The organism is Pseudomonas sp. NPDC088429 (assembly GCF_044753305.1).
Classification (GTDB): Bacteria; Pseudomonadota; Gammaproteobacteria; order Pseudomonadales; family Pseudomonadaceae; genus Aquipseudomonas; species Aquipseudomonas rustica.
The window spans coordinates 34,207-52,974 of record NZ_JBIVMX010000007.1; the positions used below are offsets into that span (position 1 = coordinate 34,207).

The 18,768-nt window shown below is 58.0% G+C and carries 16 protein-coding genes and 2 pseudogenes; 8 read left to right on the top strand and 10 right to left on the bottom strand.

The annotated features are described in order from the left end of the window. The first annotated feature begins 290 nt into the window (after positions 1-290). On the top strand, positions 291-731 hold the full coding sequence (locus ACIP66_RS06555; protein ID WP_053121863.1) for a CBS domain-containing protein: 441 nt from the start codon (positions 291-293) through the stop codon (positions 729-731). A gap of 130 nt (positions 732-861) precedes the next feature. Here ACIP66_RS06555 and ACIP66_RS06560 read toward each other — a convergent pair whose 3' ends face one another. Then, entirely contained in the window at positions 862-1,485 is a 624-nt protein-coding gene (locus tag ACIP66_RS06560) for a glutathione S-transferase N-terminal domain-containing protein (protein WP_053121865.1), read from the bottom strand. Positions 1,486-1,686: 201 nt separating this feature from the next. Here ACIP66_RS06560 and ACIP66_RS06565 point away from each other — a divergent pair, with 201 nt between their 5' ends. The 4 genes from ACIP66_RS06565 (at position 1,687) to ACIP66_RS06580 (ending at position 4,284) form a co-directional block, all read left to right on the top strand. After that, the gene (locus tag ACIP66_RS06565) at positions 1,687-2,208 is read left to right on the top strand and encodes a DUF3455 domain-containing protein (protein WP_053121866.1); all 522 of its coding nucleotides are present in this window, start codon (positions 1,687-1,689) and stop codon (positions 2,206-2,208) included. Positions 2,209-2,352: 144 nt separating this feature from the next. Continuing rightward, on the top strand, positions 2,353-2,889 hold the full coding sequence (locus ACIP66_RS06570) for a sigma-70 family RNA polymerase sigma factor (protein ID WP_053121868.1): 537 nt from the start codon (positions 2,353-2,355) through the stop codon (positions 2,887-2,889). Beyond that, entirely contained in the window at positions 2,886-3,578 is a 693-nt protein-coding gene (locus tag ACIP66_RS06575; RefSeq protein ID WP_400646442.1) for an anti-sigma factor domain-containing protein, read from the top strand. Before ACIP66_RS06570 ends, ACIP66_RS06575 begins: the two co-directional genes overlap by 4 nt. Before the next feature lie 304 nt (positions 3,579-3,882). Then, positions 3,883-4,284, top strand: coding sequence for a hypothetical protein (locus ACIP66_RS06580; protein ID WP_400646445.1), 402 nt, complete (start codon positions 3,883-3,885; stop codon positions 4,282-4,284). A 70-nt stretch (positions 4,285-4,354) separates the two neighbouring features. Here the strand turns inward: ACIP66_RS06580 and ACIP66_RS06585 are convergent, their stop codons facing one another. Continuing rightward, a complete protein-coding gene (locus ACIP66_RS06585) occupies positions 4,355-5,446 on the bottom strand; it encodes a DUF1615 domain-containing protein (RefSeq protein WP_159815763.1) in 1,092 nt (363 codons plus the stop codon). Positions 5,447-5,717: 271 nt separating this feature from the next. Between ACIP66_RS06585 and ACIP66_RS06590 the strand changes: the two genes are divergently transcribed. Continuing rightward, the gene (locus tag ACIP66_RS06590) at positions 5,718-7,922 is read left to right on the top strand and encodes a TonB-dependent receptor (protein WP_400646448.1); all 2,205 of its coding nucleotides are present in this window, start codon (positions 5,718-5,720) and stop codon (positions 7,920-7,922) included. A 274-nt stretch (positions 7,923-8,196) separates the two neighbouring features. After that, on the top strand, positions 8,197-9,732 hold the full coding sequence (locus ACIP66_RS06595; RefSeq protein WP_400646451.1) for an FAD-dependent monooxygenase: 1,536 nt from the start codon (positions 8,197-8,199) through the stop codon (positions 9,730-9,732). A 126-nt stretch (positions 9,733-9,858) separates the two neighbouring features. Here ACIP66_RS06595 and hemB read toward each other — a convergent pair whose 3' ends face one another. Then, positions 9,859-10,833, bottom strand: a complete 975-nt coding sequence (gene hemB, locus ACIP66_RS06600; protein ID WP_053121880.1) for a porphobilinogen synthase — start codon at positions 10,831-10,833, stop codon at positions 9,859-9,861. Positions 10,834-11,078: 245 nt separating this feature from the next. After that, a complete protein-coding gene (locus ACIP66_RS06605; RefSeq protein ID WP_212545685.1) occupies positions 11,079-11,777 on the bottom strand; it encodes a glutathione binding-like protein in 699 nt (232 codons plus the stop codon). Positions 11,778-12,119: 342 nt separating this feature from the next. Between ACIP66_RS06605 and ACIP66_RS06610 the strand changes: the two genes are divergently transcribed. Continuing rightward, positions 12,120-12,794 carry a hypothetical protein gene (locus ACIP66_RS06610; protein WP_053121884.1) on the top strand — a complete coding sequence of 225 codons (675 nt, stop codon included), beginning with the start codon at positions 12,120-12,122 and terminating at the stop codon, positions 12,792-12,794. 110 nt (positions 12,795-12,904) lie between these two features. On the opposite strand, the gene mnmH is transcribed toward ACIP66_RS06610, so the two are convergent. The 6 genes and pseudogenes from mnmH to ACIP66_RS06640 form a co-directional block, all read right to left on the bottom strand. Beyond that, positions 12,905-14,008 carry a tRNA 2-selenouridine(34) synthase MnmH gene (gene mnmH, locus ACIP66_RS06615; protein WP_400646455.1) on the bottom strand — a complete coding sequence of 368 codons (1,104 nt, stop codon included), beginning with the start codon at positions 14,006-14,008 and terminating at the stop codon, positions 12,905-12,907. Beyond that, positions 14,008-15,042 (bottom strand): selenide, water dikinase SelD, encoded by a 1,035-nt coding sequence (selD, locus tag ACIP66_RS06620; protein ID WP_400646458.1) that lies wholly within the window; start codon positions 15,040-15,042, stop codon positions 14,008-14,010. The genes mnmH and selD overlap by 1 nt, the downstream gene beginning before the upstream one ends. A gap of 206 nt (positions 15,043-15,248) precedes the next feature. Continuing rightward, positions 15,249-15,494, bottom strand: a pseudogene (locus ACIP66_RS06625) (autotransporter domain-containing protein); the annotation flags it as partial. A gap of 70 nt (positions 15,495-15,564) precedes the next feature. Further along, positions 15,565-16,836, bottom strand: a complete 1,272-nt coding sequence (locus ACIP66_RS06630; RefSeq protein WP_400646460.1) for a zinc-dependent metalloprotease family protein — start codon at positions 16,834-16,836, stop codon at positions 15,565-15,567. A gap of 213 nt (positions 16,837-17,049) precedes the next feature. Next, a pseudogene (locus ACIP66_RS06635) lies at positions 17,050-17,292 on the bottom strand (autotransporter domain-containing protein); the annotation flags it as partial. 73 nt (positions 17,293-17,365) lie between these two features. After that, positions 17,366-18,643, bottom strand: a complete 1,278-nt coding sequence (locus tag ACIP66_RS06640) for a zinc-dependent metalloprotease family protein (RefSeq protein ID WP_400646463.1) — start codon at positions 18,641-18,643, stop codon at positions 17,366-17,368. Between the last annotated feature and the right edge of the window lie 125 nt (positions 18,644-18,768).

Below are 18,768 nucleotides of genomic sequence, written 5' to 3' on the forward strand. Positions count from 1 at the left end.
CTGCCCTTCCCGAGATAACCCCATTCCCTGTGGTGAGGGAGCTTGCTCCCGCTGGACTGCGCAGCAGGCCCAAACCATGCATTCCCGATTCATCTGACACACCGCGCGGGCTGGTTTTGCGACTGCTTCGCAGCCGAGCGGGAGCAAGCTCCCTCGCCACAAAGTTAGAGGTAAACCTTAAAAACCCCGGAAATGACGTTTTTTGCGTGCTATCTGCCGCTTTGTCACCTTGCCCTGCGCCTCAGGGTCTACGATGCTTGGATAACAACGACAACACCTGAGTAACCGCCATGAAGACCGTCGCCCAACTGCTCAAGCTCAAAGATCAGAAAAATCAGGAAGTGCACCAGATCAAACCTGATCACATGGTGCTCGAAGCGCTGATGAAGATGGCCGAGAAAAACGTCGGCGCCTTGCTGGTGGTGGAGAACGATGAAGTGCTGGGCATCATCAGTGAGCGCGATTACGCCCGTAAGCTGGTGCTGCATGGCCGTTCGTCGGTGGGCACGCCAGTGCGCGACATCATGGTCTCGCCGGTAATCACCGTCGATACGCACCAGACCGTCGACACGTGCCTGGGCATCATGTCCGACAAGCGTCTGCGGCATTTGCCGGTGGTGCAGGATGGCAAGTTGATCGGGCTGCTGTCGATTGGTGACCTGGTCAAGGAAGCCATTGCCGAGCAGGCTGAGCTGATCAAACAGCTGGAGCAGTACATTCGCGGGGAGTAGTCCCCGAAGGCTCCGCCGCCCCCTGTAGGAGTGAGCCTGCTCGCGAAAGCGGTCTGTCAGCCACCTGTTTTTTGACTGACAGACCGCTTTCGCGAGCAGGCTCACTCCTACATTTGGTTTTGCGTCGGGCTCAGGACGGCCAATGCCGGGCAAACACCGGGGCCAGTACCGGATGCCGGTCAATGCGTTGCAGCCACGCGTAAAACCCCGGTCGCGTCTGGCGCAAATGCTCGCGGCTCCCCGCCCAGCGCGTCACCACCGCTGCCAACACATCCAGCGCTCCCGGCGTTTCGTCGTCCAGGTACAGCTCGGCGGAGAACTGGTCGGCGAACACTTCCCAACTCCAGTGCAATCGCTCACGGGCACCCGCCATCAGGTTCTGTCGCGACGCTTCGTCGGGCATCAATAGCCAGCGTTCGGGGTAGTCGATCACGCCAATTGCTGCGTAACAATTGCTGACGATATAAACCATGCCGCGAATCGCCTGGTCACGCTCGGCGGCCTCGACTGGCAGCAAACCGGACTTGGGAAAGGTCAGCCCGAGGTGAATCAGAATCGCCGCGCTTTCGGTCAGCGCACTGCCGTCGGGCAATTGCAGGGTCGGGATCTGTTTCAGCGGATTGAGTTTGGCCAGCGCCTCGGCGGCCTCGCTGCTGGCTTCGATATCGATGAAGCGATAGGCTATCTGGCACAGCTCCAGTGCCGCTTCGATGGCGGCTGCGCCGGAATTTCGATGTCCGTAGAGTTGATACATAGCTCCCCCCTTTCGATTGGTTATCCGCCCACTTCAGTTGTAGTGCATTTGCAGCCTTTGGGTCTACCTCCCTGCCCAGTGGGGCTTCAGGGTGTTTGAAATTTATTTTTCAGGCACTGCATCCAAACCGCTCCGCCACGGGTAGTCCCTGTAACAGCCCTCCTCGGCTGTCAGCGGTTTACCCTTTTCGGAGAACACCTGATGAACATCACCCAACTGATTGGCTTCACCGGTTTGCTCGCCGTCACCTCGACGACCTTCGCCCAAAGCAGTTATCCCGATGCGATCAAAGTGCCGGACGGCCACAAGATCGCCATGGAAACCACCGGGGTTGGCGAGATCACTTATGAATGCCGTGACAAACCCAACGCCGCCGGGCAGACCGAGTGGACGTTCGTTGGCCCGAAAGCGGTGCTCAATGATCGCAGCGGCAAGCAGGTCGGCACTTATTTCGGCCCGCCGGCTACGTGGCAGGCCAAGGACGGTTCAAAAGTCACCGGCACGCAACTGGCCGTAGCGCCGTCGACACCGGGGAACCTGCCTTATCAACTGGTCAAGGCCAATCCGGCTGAAGGTAAAGGCGCGATGAGCGGCGTGAGTTACATCCAGCGGGTTGCGCTCAAGGGCGGCGTGGCGCCGGGCAGTGAATGCACGGCGGCGAACAAGGGCAAGCAGGAAGTGGTGAAGTATCAGGCCGATTACATTTTCTGGGCGGCGAACTGATCCATGCTTTTGTAGGAGCCGAGCTTGCTCGCGAAAGCGGTAGGTCTGTGACGCACGGGTCAACTGACATACCGCCTTCGCGAGCAAGCTCGGCTCCTACAAGGTTCTGTGTTGTTTTGGGGAATGTGAGCTAGATTGCACGACATGCCTTTAGCCGAATCCGAGTTCGATTACCAAGCCCGCCTCGCCGCCTGTGCCCGGGGCGAGCGTGCGGCTCTGCGCGATTTGTATGTGCAGGAAGGCCCGCGTCTGCTCGGCGTGGCCAAGCGGCTGGTGCGAGACACGGCGCTGGCGGAGGACATCGTCCATGAAGCCTTTATCAAAATCTGGAACGGTGCGGCGGGTTTTGATCCGGCGCGCGGTTCGGCGCGTGGCTGGATGTTCAGCGTGACCCGCCATCTGGCGCTGAATCAGTTGCGCAATCAGGCGCGGGAAACGCCGTTCAACGAAGCGCATGAAATGCCTGCGCACGACGAGGATGCGTTCGACGCCCACGCGCATTCGGCGCGCATTCACCGTTGCCTCGAACAACTGGAGCCGCAGCGCCGCCACTGCATCCTTCACGCCTACGTCGACGGCTACAGCCACGCGCAAATTGCCGCGCGCCTCGACACGCCGCTGGGCACCGTCAAAGCCTGGATCAAACGCAGCCTCACTGCGCTGCGGGAGTGCATGGGATGATCACTGAATCGGCGCAGGATCGTGATGAACTGGCCGGCGAATATGTGCTCGGCACCCTGTCGGCCGAGCAGCGCATCGAGGTGCAACAACGCCTGCAGCATGACGCCGATTTGCGCGCGGCTGTGGATGCTTGGGAGCGGCGTTTGCTGGAGCTGACGGATCTGGCCGAACCACAGCAACCTTCGGCGCAGCTGTGGCGGCGGATCGAACGCAGTGTGGATCGGCTGACGCAGACAGCGCCGGCAACGTCCTGGTGGAATCTGTTGCCGTTGTGGCGCGGGTTGAGTGCTGCCGGTCTGGCGGCGACGTTGGTGCTGGGCGCGATGCTGTTGACCCAGACCACGCCGAAGCCGAGTTATCTGGTGGTGCTGGTGGCGCCGCAGGACAAAGCGCCGGGCTGGGTGATTCAGGCGAGCGACTCGCGGGAGATTCAGTTGATTCCGCTGGGCGTGGTCGAAGTGCCGGCGGACAAGGCCCTGGAGTTCTGGACCAAGGCCGATGGCTGGCAAGGCCCGGTGTCGCTGGGGTTGGTCAAACCGGGCGAGGCGTTGCGGGTACCGCTGGATAAACTGCCGCCGCTGCAGCCGAATCAGTTGTTCGAGTTGACGCTGGAAGGCGCCAATGGCTCGCCGATCGGCAAACCGACCGGGCCGATTCAGGCGATTGGCCGCGCAGTAAAAGTCCTCTGACACCACCTGTAGGAGCTGCCGAAGGCTGCGATCTTTTGCTTTTGCCCTTTCAAATCAAGATCAAAAGATCGCAGCCTTCGGCAGCTCCTACACGGGTGTGTTTCAACCATCATTGCTGTCGATCTTTTGATTTTGCCCTTTCAAATCAAGATCAAAAGATCGCAGCCTTCGGCAGCTCCTACGCGGGTGCGTTTCAACCATCATTGCTGTCGATGTTCACCATCACGTCAATGAAGTTCTCATAAAAAATCCGCGGCGTAACATCAGCTCCATACCAACCAACAACACCCCGGAGCACACCATCATGAAACGCCAAACTCTTCTCAGCATCGCTTTCTCGGTCTTCGCAGTTAACGCTTTCGCCGCTACCCCGGCCCACACGATGATCGCCGCCGACGGCTCGGATCGTCTGTACCAGAACGCTGTTGCGGCAGATGGTTCTGATCGCTTGCAAGGCAACACCGTCGCCGCTGATGGTTCCGATCGTCTGCAAGGCAACACCGTCGCCGCTGATGGCTCGGACCGTCTGCAAGGCAACACCGTCGCCGCTGATGGTTCCGATCGTCTGCAAGGCAACACGGTCGCTGCTGATGGCTCGGACCGTCTGCAAGGCAACACCGTCGCCGCTGATGGCTCGGATCGTCTGCAAGGCAACACTGTCGCTGAAGGTGGTTCTGATCGTCTGCTTGAACGCCGCGCTGTCTGAATGACTCGCGTCATCGCAACAACCCAGAGAAACCCGGCTCCCGCAGCCGGGTTTTTTATGTCCGCTTGATTTAGTTGGCCTTGGCCATGCAGCGCTTGTAGCGCTCATCCACGCGTTTGGCGAACCATGCGGTGGTGAGTTTGCGGGTGATTTTCGGGCTCTGCAGGACGATCCCCGGCAACACCGCACGCGGCAGGGTTTTGCCTTCGGCTTTTTCCGCCAGTTCAAACACCCGTTGATAGAGTTTGGTCTCTTCGAACTCCAGTGTTTTGCCCTTCTCCAGTTGATCGCGAATGGTTGGGTTACGCATACCCAGCGATTTGCCGAGGGTGCGCACCGCCAGTTCGGTGCTGCCGGGCATGATCGAGTCGTAACGAATCAGGTCGCCGTCCAGCGCCAGCGGAATGCCCGAAGCGCGGCTCACCGCATTTTGAAACGCGGCATTGCGACTCGCGTACCAACCGGCATTGAAATCGGCGAAGCGATACAGCGGCTCGCGGTAACTCACCGGGTAACCGAGCAAATGCGCGATGCCGAAATACATGCCGCCGCGACGGCTGAACACCTCGCGGCGAATCGTGCCGTCTACCGGGTACGGATAATCCTTGGCGTGTTGCTCGGCAAATTCGATGCTGACCTGCATCGGCCCGCCGGTGTGCACCGGGTTAAAGCCGCCAAACAACGTGCGGCCCATGGGCACCCTGCCGATGAAGTCGTCGAAGATTGCGCTCAACTCCTTCTCGCTACGCGCGGCGTTGAGGCGTTCGCTGTAGGTCTTGCCATTGGTTGAGCTGACTTGCAAAGCGCCACTGACCAACAGGCTGGGGATGTGCACTTTGCCGGCGCGCCGATCGATTTCGTCGCGGGCGATTTTGCCCAGGCCCGGCACGGTGGGGTCGGCCTGAAAGGTGGATTCCTGCTCGGCCACGGCCAGCACTGAACAGAGATTCTGTGTAGTCGGGCTGATGTTTTGCGCGGCGAAAGCGGCATAGATATCGGTGGCCCAGCCTTGGCGATCAGCGATTTTAGCGGGCATCAGCCGAACAATTTCGGCCTTCACTTCATTCGGCGCACGCGGTGCAGGTTCGTCGCTGCGCTGACTGGCGCAACCGGCCAGCACCAGCATGGCGGCGAGGGTGATCAGTAATCGAGGGGTGTGCATGGCGCTCCTTCCAGTCCGTTGAGCCGCGATCACCATACACAATCCGTGTAGGAGCTGCCGCAGGCTGCGATCTTTTGATTTTAATTTTAAAAAAACAGATCAAAAGATCGCAGCCTTCGGCAGCTCCTACGGGTGTTATGGGGAGTACTGACAAACTGATTGCAAAACGTTACTGAGAAAACCTATCATTTGCGCCTGGAGTCGCATTTGCGCAAGGAGTTCCCGCGCCGCCCTAACTTTTCTCACCGGCCGTGCGCCTCCAGGTACAACAATGCCCGCTCCAGCCCGACTCGCCGTCCCGTTCCGCCCGACGTTGCTCGCCCTGCTGTGCTCCCTGACCGTTACCGCTCACGCCGCCGAAGCTGACAATAAAGAGCTGGTGCTCGACAACGTCAACATCAATGCCCAAGCCCCAACGCCAAACGCCCTGCCCCCGGTTTACAGCGGTGGTCAGGTCGCGCGTGGCTGTCAGCTCGGTGTGTTGGGCAATCAGGACATGATGGACGTGCCGTTCAGCGCCGCGTCCTACACCGAACAACTGATTCAGGATCAGCAAGCCGAAGACGTCGCCGACGTGCTGCTCAACGATTCGTCGGTGCGTCAAGCATCGGGTTTTTCCAACCAGTCGCAAGTGTTCATGATTCGTGGCCTGCCGCTGAATGGCGACGACATTTCCTATAACGGCCTCTACGGCGTGCTGCCACGGCAGATCATTTCCACCGATGCGCTGGAGCGCGTGGAAGTGTTCAAAGGCCCGAACGCCTTTATCAACGGCGTGACCCCGACCGGTTCCGGCATCGGCGGCGGCGTCAACCTGCAGCCAAAACGCGCCGGCGACGAGCCGCTGCGTCGCTTCACCACCGACATCAACAGCGAAGGTCGCGTCGGTCAGCACTTCGACATCGGCCAGCGTTTCGGTGAAGACAACCGCTTCGGCGCGCGGATCAACTTGTCGCAGCGCGAAGGCGATACCGGCATTGATCACGAAAACCAGCGCTCGAAACTGTTCGCCATCGGCCTCGATTATCGCGGCGATGCCCTGCGCCTGTCCGGCGACTTCGCCTACCAGAAAGAACGCGTCAACGGTGGTCGCAACTCGGTCAACCTCGGCACTGCCACGCACATTCCGGACGCGCCATCGGCTGACACCAACTACGCGCCGAAGTGGGGCTACACCGACATCGAAGACACCTTCGGCATGCTCCGCGCCGAATACGATCTGAACGATAACTGGACTGCCTACGCTGCCGGCGGCGCCAAGCACACCCGCGAAGTCGGCCGCTACAACTCGACCACGCTGGTTGGCAACAACGGTGCATCGTTCACCACCGGTTCGTTCATCCCCCACGACGAAGACAACACCAGCGTCATGGCCGGCCTCAACGGCAAATTCGACACTGGCGCGGTCAGCCACAAGCTCAACTTCGGCCTGACCGGCATCTGGACTGAACAACGCAGCGCCTACGATTTCGACCTGACCAAATACGCCAACAACATCTATCACCCGGTGCAAACACCATCGCCGGTCGGCAACTTCTCTGGTGGCGACAACAGCGATCCGGGCATCACCGGCAAGACCTTCAACCGCAGTATCGCGCTGTCCGACACCCTCGGTTTCTTCGATGATCGCCTGCTGATCACCGCTGGCCTGCGTCGTCAGCAATTGGTCGTGCAGGGTTACAGTTACGCCAGCTACGGCAGCGGCCCGCGCTCTTCGAGCTACGATGAATCGATCACCACGCCGGTTTACGGCATCGTGTTCAAACCGTGGGATCACGTGTCGTTCTACGCCAACCACATCGAAGGTCTCGCCCAGGGCCCGACCTCGCCGACCAGCAGCGGCGGCTTCCGCGTGACCAACGGCAACGAGGTTTACGCACCGGCTCGCTCCAAGCAGACCGAGGCTGGGGTGAAAGTCGACATGGGCACGTATGGCGCGAGCCTGGGTGTTTACCGTATCGAGCAACCGAGCGACGGTTACTGCGAGATCGACAGTGCGACCACTTGCACTTACGTGCGTGAGGGCGAGCAAGTCAACAAAGGCGTGGAAATGAACGTCTTCGGCGAGCCGATCAGCGGTCTGCGTTTGATCAGCGGCCTGACCTTGATGGACACCGAACTGAAAAACACCCAGAACGGCGCCAACGACGGCAACCGGGCGATTGGCGTGCCGACGTTCCAGTTCAACGCGGGTGCAGATTGGGATGTGCCGGGTCTGCAAGGTGTTGCGCTGAATGCGCGGATGCTGCGTACCGGTGGGCAGTATGCGGATGCGGCGAACAACCTGAGCCTGCCGACGTGGAACCGTTTCGATGCGGGCGCGCGGTATGCGTTCAAGGTGTCGGAGAAGGACGTGACGTTGCGTCTGGGCGTGGAGAACCTGGCGAACAAGAAGTACTGGGAATCGGCTCAGGGCGGTTACCTGACCCAGGGTGAACCGCGGGTGGCGAAGTTGTCGGGGACGATTGATTTCTAAGCCTGAAAAGCCCCTCACCCTAGCCCTCTCCCGGAGGGAGAGGGGACTGACGGAGGTGTTTTTTCGAGGTACGCCGACGTGTGCCACCGAGTTGAACGCACACTCTGAAAAGCCCACAAATCGGCTCCCTCTCCCTCGGGAGAGGGCTGGGGTGAGGGGCCCGGATCTACGCCACGCAACAGCCCCCAAGCCGAACACCGACCATCTGACCAATCCACTGGCCACCCTCTCCTTCTGATCCATACTTGCTGCACTCCATGCAGAGGACTCTCTCATGCACCGCAGCGACGTATTGATCACCGGCGCCGGCCCCACCGGTCTGGTGCTGGCCCTGTGGCTGAGCAAACTCGGCGTACGCGTGCGCATCATCGACAAGACCTCCGCCCCCGGTACCACTTCACGGGCACTGGCGGTGCAGGCGCGAACACTTGAGCTGTACCGGCAACTGGATCTGGCCGACACCATCGTGCGCAACGGCCATCGGGTCGCGGCGGCGAATTTCTGGGTCAGTGGCAAACCCGTCGCGAAGCTGCCGCTGAACCGTATCGGCGAAGGCCTGACGCCCTACGCATTTGTCGAAATCTTCCCGCAGGATCAACACGAAAAATTGCTGATCGAACGCCTCGAAGACTACGGCGTCACCGTCGAGCGCAACACCACGCTGGAGAGTTTCACCGAGAATGGCGACGGCCTAACCGCACATTTACGCCTGCCCGATGGCGAGCAGGAGATCTGTCAGGCCTGTTATCTGGCCGGCTGCGATGGCGCCCGTTCGGTGGTGCGCAAAGCCCTCGACGCCGGTTTCCCCGGCGGTACTTATCAGCAGATTTTCTACGTCGCGGATGTGCAGGCCAGCGGCCCGGCGATGAATGGCGAGTTGCATATCGATCTCGACGAGGCGGATTTTCTCGCGGTCTTCCCACTTGCCGGCGAAGGCCGCGCGCGGTTGATCGGCACCGTACGTGATGAGCGGGCGCAGCGCGCGGAGACGCTGGAATTTTCCGACGTCAGCAGCCGCGCCATCGAACACCTGAACGTCCACGTTGAAGACGTCCACTGGTTCTCCACGTATCGCGTGCATCACCGCGTCGCCGAGCACTTTCGCGGTGGCCGGGCGTTTCTGCTCGGCGACGCCGCGCACGTGCACAGCCCGGCTGGCGGGCAAGGCATGAACACCGGCATCGGCGATGCGATCAATCTGGCGTGGAAACTGGCGGCGGTGCTCAGCGGCGCGGCCACGCAGGAGTTACTCGACACTTACGAAACCGAACGCATCGCCTTCGCCCGCAAACTGGTGTCGACGACCGACAAAGTTTTCAGTTTCGTCACCGCCGAGGGACGTCTCGCCGACCTGCTGCGCACGCGACTGGCACCGTTCGTGATCCCGAAAATGGCCTCATTCGAGGCCAGTCGCGAATTCCTCTTTCGCACGGTTTCACAAGTCACTCTCAACTATCGCGCCATGCCGCTGAGCCAAGGCGTGGCCGGCCATGTGCACGGCGGCGATCGCTTGCCGTGGGCGCATGATGGTGAGGGGGATAATTACGAACCGTTGCGCCAGCCGTGCTGGCAGGTGCACGTGTACGGCGACACCAGCGACGAGATGATCGCCTGGTGCAATGAACATCATCTGCCGCTGCATGTGTTCGACTGGCGCCCGGCGTTTGAAACGGCGGGACTGGGGCGCAACGGCTTTTACCTGCTGCGCCCGGATACCTATGTGGCGATTGCCGATAACAGCGCGGATCCGAAAGTGATTGAGCGCTACTTCCGCGATCACGGCATCCGCCCGTTCCTCAATTGCTCCTGACCCAGCACAAATCCCCTGTAGGAGTGAGCCTGCTCGCGAAGGCGTTGTATCAGCCGACATCAATGTTGACTGATACAACGCCTTCGCGAGCAGGCTCACTCCTACAGTTTTGATTTGCGCTGTTGCTTAGATCCCGGCCAGGGCCAGGTCCATCGCGAAGTAGGTGAAGATCAGATCTGCACCGGCACGCTTGATCGCGCCCAGGCTTTCGCGCACCACACGATCCTCATCAATCGCCCCTGCCTGCGCGCCGAACTTGATCATCGCGTACTCGCCGCTGACCTGATACGCCGACAACGGCAGGTTCGAGGCTTCGCGGATGTCGCGGATGATGTCCAGGTACGCACCGGCCGGTTTGACCATCAGTGCGTCGGCACCTTCCTGCTCATCGAGCAACGATTCACGCAGTGCTTCGCGGCGGTTCATCGGGTTCATCTGATAGCTTTTGCGGTCGCCCTTCAGCGCGCTGCCACCGGCCTCGCGGAACGGGCCGTACAGCGCCGAAGCGAATTTGGTCGAATAGGCCATGATCGGAATCTGGGTGAAACCGGCCGCGTCCAGCGCCTGACGAATCGCCCGCACCTGACCGTCCATCGCCGCCGATGGCGCGATCACATCAGCGCCAGCGCTGGCCGCGGCCACGGCTTGCTTGCCGAGGTTGATCAGGGTCTGGTCGTTGTCGACTTCATGGTTGTGCATCACGCCGCAGTGGCCGTGATCGGTGTATTCGCAGAAGCAAGTGTCGGACATCACGATCATGTCCGGCACAGCGTCTTTGGCGATGCGCGACATGCGCGAAACCAGACCGTCTTCGCGCCAGGTGTCGCTGCCGTTGCCGTCCAGATGATGCGACACACCAAAGGTCATCACCGATTTGATGCCGGCGCGCGCATAGCGCTCGATCTCGCTGGCCAGTTTGCGCTCGGGAATACGCATCACGCCGGGCATGCTTTTGATCGGCACGAAGTCGTCGATTTCTTCTTCGACGAAGATCGGCAACACCAGGTCGTTCAGGCTGAATTCGGTTTCCTGGAACAGACTGCGCAGGCTCGCATTGCGGCGCAGACGGCGGGGACGTGCTTCGGGGAACTGACTGGACATGGGGCCTTTCCTGAAAAAACGGCAGATGAGACGAAAGTCGTAGGGGGCGAAGCTTATGCCTTGCGGAGGGTGAGGTACAAACCTGGATCAATCAAGAGAGCGTTACCGGGTACGCAATAATCCTCGAGGACACAGCAAATCCCCTGTAGGAGTGAGCCTGCTCGCGATAGCGGTGTATCAGTCAATAGTAATGTCGACTGATACACCGCTATCGCGAGCAGGCTCACTCCTACAAGGGGGTAGTGTCAGGAGGGGATGGTCAGGCCGCGGACGACGGCTGGGCGTGCGAGGAATTTCTCCAGCACGCGCGTGACGTTCGGGAAGTTCTGAATCCCCACCAAATCTCCGGCTTCATAAAACCCGATCAAGTTACGCACCCACGGGAACGTGGCGATGTCAGCGATGGTGTAGCGCTCGCCCATGATCCAGTCGCGGCCTTCGAGGCGGCCGTTGAGCACGTTAAGTAGACGCTTGCTCTCTTCGACGTAACGATCGCGCGGGCGCTTGTCCTCGTAATCCTTGCCGGCGAATTTATTGAAGAAACCCAGCTGACCGAACATCGGCCCGATACCGCCCATCTGGAACATCAGCCACTGGATAGTCTCATAGCGCAGCGCGCCTTCCTGGGCCAACAGCTGGCCACTCTTGTCGGCGAGGTAGATCAGGATCGCGCCGGATTCGAACAATGGCAGTGGCTCGCCTTGCGGGCCGTGAGGGTCGAGGATGGCCGGGATTTTGTTGTTCGGGCTCAGCGACAGGAACTCGGGGGACATCTGATCCTGCGTGTCGAAACCCACGCGGTGCGGCTCGTAAGGCAGGCCGATCTCTTCGAGCATGATCGAGACTTTGACGCCGTTGGGGGTCGGAAGGGAGTAGAGCTGAATCCAGTCAGGGTACTGCGCCGGCCATTTCTGGGTGATCGGGAACGCGGACAGATCGGTCATGGGAAGCATCCAGTCACAAATTGAAACCCGATATTAATGTAGGAGCTGCCGCAGGCTGCGATCTTTTGATCTTGAGCCTTCAAACAGGATCTAAAGATCGCAGCCTGCGGCAGTTCCTGCATGAACCGTAACATTCTGTCGTTAACCTTCCACCTAGCCATTCGTGGTTGCCGTTAGAGTGCTGCGCACTCGAGAAAATCGAACCAAATCGGGTTCAGAGGACTCTGAGCTAAGCCTTTCGCAATGGAAGCGCACTACGACAGGGAACACACCCGGCGCTGGAAGCCCGCGGTGTAAAGGTTTGTCAGCCTTAACCGGACATGCTGAAGAACCTTTTATTTGATGACGAACCTTATGCGTTTCGCCAAACATTTCAAACATCGCGCGTACATGATCCTGCCGTCGTTGATGGCGGTCAGTGCGCTGTTCCTGTCGCTTGAATCCAGTGAAAGTCGCGCGCAACCGGCGGACGGTACGCAGACCCTGGTGTTCCTGCGCCACGCGGAAAAACCCGAGGGTGGTCTCGGCCAGCTTAATTGCCAGGGCCTGAACCGCGCCATCGATCTGTCGACCCTGCTCCCGGAAAAATTCGGCAAGGCCGATTACGTATTCGCCGCCAATCCGACGCGCAATGTCGAGGAAGGCGAGCTGGATAACTCCTACAGCTACATTCGCCCGCTGATGACCATCAGCCCGGCGGCGATCAAACTCGGTCTGCCGGTGAACATCGAGTTTTCCGCCAATGACACCAGCGATCTGGCCCGCGAACTGACGGCCGACAAGTATCACAACTCGACGATCTACACGGCTTGGTCACACGGTTATTTGCCGGAACTGATCAATAAAGTCGCAGGCAACGCGGTGGGCGGTAAGCAAAGCATTACCGATGACTGGTCGGGCGATGATTTCGATTCGTTGTATGTGCTGACGTTGACCTGGCACAACGGCAAGGCCAGTTTGCAGAGCCATAGCTACAAGCAGGGGCTGGATCATGGCAAGGAAACTTGTCCGACCTGAGTCATTTGTTGTCTGACCCGGCCCCATCGCGAGCAGGCTCACTCCTACAGTTGAAATGCGTTCCCCCTGTAGGAGTGAGCCTGCTCGCGATGAGGCCAGTCAATTCAACATCAATCCTTCTGACTCACCCGCCCCCGCAAATACTCAATCACCGCCCCGCTCTCACCGGCAAACTCGATCCGCCCGCCCTTCTTCTCGCGCTGAAACACATACATCGGGTCGTAATACTCGCGCAGCATCCCTTCGATCCAGCCGCGATGCAGATCCACCGACCCGCTCCGCCCCTGCTCGATCAGCGCCTCCTCCATCAACACCAGCAAGCGCCGATGCCGCTCGCCACCGAGACGCTTCTGCACGTTGTTCAGGCTTTCCAGCAGCCGCTCCGAGAACAAGGTAAAACCCTCCTCCCCGTGCACCGCCACAAATTCCGCCGACAGATCCACCACGTAATCGCGCAGGATCCGCTCGACGCGATCTTCGAAACTGTCTTCCAGCCAGACCATCGGGTACTGCTGCATGCCCTGATACAACGGCAGCGGCAAAGCACAACTGCCGACCACCCGGCTCTCATCCTCGAGCACGAACTGCTCGATCCCGGCAGCACGCTTCTTGAGGATGTCGATGGCCAGACGGTTTTCAAAATCGATGTTCGATGGCTGCCCGGTGGCGCGTTTGCCGAAACTCGAACCGCGATGATTGGCGTGGCCCTCCAGATCGAGACCATTGCGCAACTGCAGCAACACTTCGGTTTTACCGGTGCCGGTCATGCCGCCGAGCAGGACGAAATCACATTGCGCGATAGCTTGCTCAGTGGTGTCGATGAGGAAGTTGCGCATCGCCTTGTAACCACCGCCGACGCGCGGATAGTCGATGCCGGCCTCATCACGCAGCCACTGCTGAGTGATCTGCGAACGCAGGCCACCGCGAAAACAATAGATATACCCTTCAGGATGGGCCCGGGCGAAATCGGCCCAGGCCTGGATGCGCTCGGCCTTCACCGCACCGGACACCAATTGATGGCCCAACTCGATGGCTGCCTGCTGGCCGTGTTGCTTGTAGCAGGTGCCGATCTTCTGCCGTTCGAGGTCGTTCATCAGCGGCAAGTTGATCACGCCGGGAAACGCGCCTTTGTGAAACTCGACCGGCGCGCGGGCATCCATCAGCGGCCGGTCGTTGAGGAAAATATCGTGGTAGTCGGTGCAGTCGCGGAGCATCAAATCACCTCGACTGCGTTCGTCTGTCGCTCAACCAGTTCGCCGATCGGCGCCAGGTTCAGACCCAATTCGGCGGCGACACGAAGGAACTCGGCATCGCCCTCAGGCGTCACGGCAATCAACAGACCGCCGCTGGTTTGCGGGTCGCACAGCACGCGTTTGTGCAGCTCCTGCACGCGGCCGACTTTGCTCGAATAGCTGTCGAAATTGCGCAATGTGCCACCGGGCACGCAGCCCTGATCGAGGTAGTACTCGACGCTGTCCAGACGCGGCACCTTGTCGTAGGCGATGCGCGCCGTGAGCTGGCTGCCGTCAGCCATTTCAACCAGGTGGCCGAGCAGGCCGAAACCGGTGACGTCGGTCATCGCCGTAACGCCGGCGAGTTTGCCGAAGCGGCTGCCGGGTTTGTTCAAGGTGCACATCCAGTCACGGGCCACGCCGACATCAGCAGCGCGCAATTTGCCCTTCTTCTCGGCGGTGGTGAGGATGCCGATGCCCAGCGGTTTGGTCAGGTACAACAGGCAACCGGCAGTGGCGGTGTCGTTGCGCTTCATGTGGCGTTTTTCCACCAGACCGGTGACGGCGAGGCCGAAGATCGGCTCTGGCGCATCGATCGAATGCCCACCCGCCAACGGAATCCCCGCCGCGTCGCACACCGAGCGGCCGCCACGAATCACTTCGCGCGCCACTTCCGGCGCCAGCACATTGACCGGCCAGCCGAGGATCGCAATCGCCATCAACGGATCGCCGCCCATCGCGTAGATGTCGCTGATCGCGTTGGTCGCGGCAATGCGGCCGAAGTCGAACGGGTCGTCGACGATCGGCATGAAAAAGTCAGTGGTCGAGACCACACCGCGCTCGGCATCGATCTCGTACACCGCCGCGTCATCACGCGAGGCATTGCCGACCCACAGTTTCGGATCAAGGTTCTGCGCACCGCTGCCGGCGAGAATCACCTCCAGCACCTGCGGGGAAATCTTGCAGCCGCAACCGGCACCGTGGCTGTATTGGGTCAGACGAATCGGCTCGCTCATGTGGGAATCTCTCGCAGTGAATGGGGCGGATTCTAGCAGAGCGCGGACAGCCGAACGGGGCAGCCAAGAAATCAAAAGATCGCAGCCTTCGGCAGCTCCTACAGGGAAACGGAAATCCCAACTGTAGGAGCTGCCGAAGGCTGCGATCTTTTGATCTTGAAAAAAAACCGCCCTTTCGGGCGGTTAAACAGGTGCTTCAACCCTAATCAGAATCCCAGACTAAAGCTCACCGTCATCGCATGGTCATTGTTGTCATTCGACAGTTGCCCCGAATAACCAATGCCCAGTTTGCCGGTCGGGCTGATCTGGAAGTCGACGCCCGCTTCGACGATCGCGCTGTCCTTGGCGATCGGCACGCCTTGGGTGCTGAACGAGGCGCCGCCGTCGATGAAGGTCAGGTCAGCGTCGGGTTTGGTGTCGCCGAAGGCATGGCGCCAGCCGATGGCCGCGCGGGAAGGCTGCGCTCATCAGTTCGCAAGAATGCAAGACTGCAAACTTATGACTAAAAAACAACTTACCAAGTCAAGGATAAAAATCCCGTACCGTTGCCCAACGCTCATGCACCCGACGAGCAGCATCATGATATTGCTCTGTCCCCAGTGGAACGCCCTGGTAGGTAGCACGCGGATTTGACCATTGATTAATCCTTGGACACGCCTGAGTAGGGCACGCAGCAGACATAACGGTGCTGAACTTTCCGGGAATACGATACCCGTTCGCATACGATGGATTCATCACAGGAGTACCCGGTTCCCAATTATGATCAACCCCCATGTTATGTCCCAACTCATGATGAAACGTGTAATTGGATATACACTTTCTCTGCGTTAACGAGAACGCGGATGCAAAGCTAGCTGGCATGTAGCCGATACCGCAAACATCATTTGCAATCTCCGTAATCAACACGACCATATCCGCCCGCGTCGCATTGCGTGATTGCGCTACTGGCCCGCCCAATGTTGCATGGTTTACATTCTGAATATTAGGAAGATCAATAGTCGAAGCACCCGATTCATTATAATTTGAGTTATAACGCCCCGCATACTCAAATGTACCGTAAATACCGGTTGCTGCATTAGCTTGATTCGCCAAAGAAAAAGCATTGGCAATTTCAGCCTCGCTAAGACCTCTGGATTGGACAGTGGTTACAATCAAAACACGAATGGGGCCCGTTGTATTTGGTGAAACACCCAAAGACTTTGCTGGCTCAACGACTCCTTTCAAGACAATGGGTTCGCCTCCAGGCGCAAATTTCGATTCGTCCACCTTCACCAACACATGCTGTCCATTTTCCACTTTTTCAAGAGTATAAATTTGGCCCGCCACCCGCAGCGTCCCGTAGAGCTCATCACCATCACGCACGATCGTTGCTGAATTTAAAGAATCTAAATCAACTTCTTCGTCAGATGGAAACCGTTTTTTTCGGTCAGACGGAACTTCACCTATCCAGACATCCAGCCCTTTATCCGACTTTTCAAATTTATTCAGATGATAAGAAACAGTATTATCGTCTGTGAGTGGAATACTAACCTCTTGAGTTCCTGAGGCGACCAATGAGGGATTGACCTTTACCAGTCGCACTTCAGCGCTCGTAGAGGCAGCAAGTAACTCCGCCAGCTTGCCCGTAGCGCGGGCTTGCATCGTCGTTCGCTCCATAGCGGGCTCAAGCTTGAATAACTGATTATCTACATCCGCACTACTGGAGGCCGAATAAAAAACAGTTGCCATCACCAGCCCCATTACTGGTACTGAAATGGAAATATTCGTGTTTGCGCCATTTTGATTTCGGATCATAATAAAACTCCATTTATATTAACCACCGGGACAACTGGAGTTATCTAAAACCATTCCGACATCTACCACAACTGTCAGATCTTACAGGGTGTTTATATATGCAGTAGTTCTTCATATCCAACGACATCATCACCAAAACAACTTGGTCAGCCCATCGCGCAAAGCAAAAAAAAACCGCCCTTGCGGGCGGTTAAACAGGTGCTTCAACCCTAATCAGAAACCCAGACTAAAGCTCACCGTCATCGCGTGGTCATTGTTGTCATTCGACAGTTGCCCCGAATAACCAATGCCCAGTTTGCCGGTCGGGCTGATCTGGAAGTCGACGCCCGCTTCGACGATCGCGCTGTCCTTGGCGATCGGCACGCCTTGGGTGCTGAACGAGGCGCCGCCGTCGATGAAGGTCAGGTCAGCGTCGGGTTTGGTGTCGCCGAAGGCATGGCGCCAGCCGATGGCCGCGCCGGAAGGCTGCGCACATCAGTTCGCAAGAATGCAAGACTGCAAACTTATGACTAAAAAACAACTTCCCAAGTCAAGGATAAAAATCCCGTACCGTTGCCCAACGCTCATGTACCCGACGAGCAACATCATGATATTGCTCTGTCCCCAGTGGAACGCCCTGGTAGGTAACACGCGGACTTGACCATTGATTAATCTGTGAACACGCCTGAGTAGTGCACGCATAAGACATAATGGTTCTGAACTTTCCGGGAATACGATACCCGTTCGCATACGATGGATCCGATACAGGAGCACCCGGCTCCCAATTATGATAACCCCCCATATTATGTCCCAACTCATGGTGAAACGTGTAATTAGAAATGCAACTTCTATTCGTTAAAGAAAACACACCTGTCCGATCAACAGCAACACCAGCAAAAGCTATACCGCAGACATCTTTTGCGTTTTGCGTGATCAAAGCGACCATATCAGCACGATTCGCATTTCGCGCTTGCGTTGTTGGCACACCTAGCCCAGCGTGATTTACGTTCTTTAAGTTACCCAGGTCGTTGCGTGAATCACCCGTCTCATTATAATTAGAGTTATATCGCCCCGCATACTGGAATGTACCTTGAATACCGGTTGCAGCATTAGCTTGATTCGCCAAAGAAAAAGCATTGGCAATTTCAGCCTCGCTAAGACCTCTGGATTGGACAGTGGTCACAATCAAAACACGTATGGGGCCCGTGGTATCTGGTGAAGCACCCAAAGGCTGTGCTGGCTCAACGACTCCTTTCAAGACAATGGGTTCGCCTTCAGGTGCAAATTTCGACTCGTCCACCTTCACCAACACATGCTGTCCATTTTCCACTTTTTCAAGAGTATAAATCTGGCCCGCCACCCGCAGCGTCCCGTAGAGTTCATCACCATCACGCACGATCGTTGCTGAATTTAAAGAATCAAGATCAACCTCTTCGTCAGATGGAAACCGTTTTTTTCGATCAGACGGAACCTCACCTATCCAGACATCCAGACCCTTGTCCGACTTTTCAAATTTATTCAGATGATAAGAAACACTCTTATCATCTGTGAGTGGAATACTAACCTCTTGAGTTCCTGAGGCGACCAATGAGGGATTGACCTTTACCAGTCGCACATCAGCGCTAGTGGGGGCAGCAAGTAACTCCGCCAGCTTGCCCCTGGCGCTGGCTTGCATCGTCGTTCGCTCCATAGCGGGCTCAAGCTTGAATAACTGATTATCTACATCCGCACTACTGGAGGCCGAATAAAAAACAGTTGCCATCACCAGCCCCATGACTGGTACTGAAATGGAAATATTCGTGTTTGCGCCATTTTGATTTCGGATCATAATAAAACTCCATTTATATTAACCACCGGGACAACTGGAGTTATCTAAAACCATTCCGACATCTACCACAACTGTCAGATCTTACAGGGTGTTTATATATGCAGTAGTTCTTCATATCCAACGAC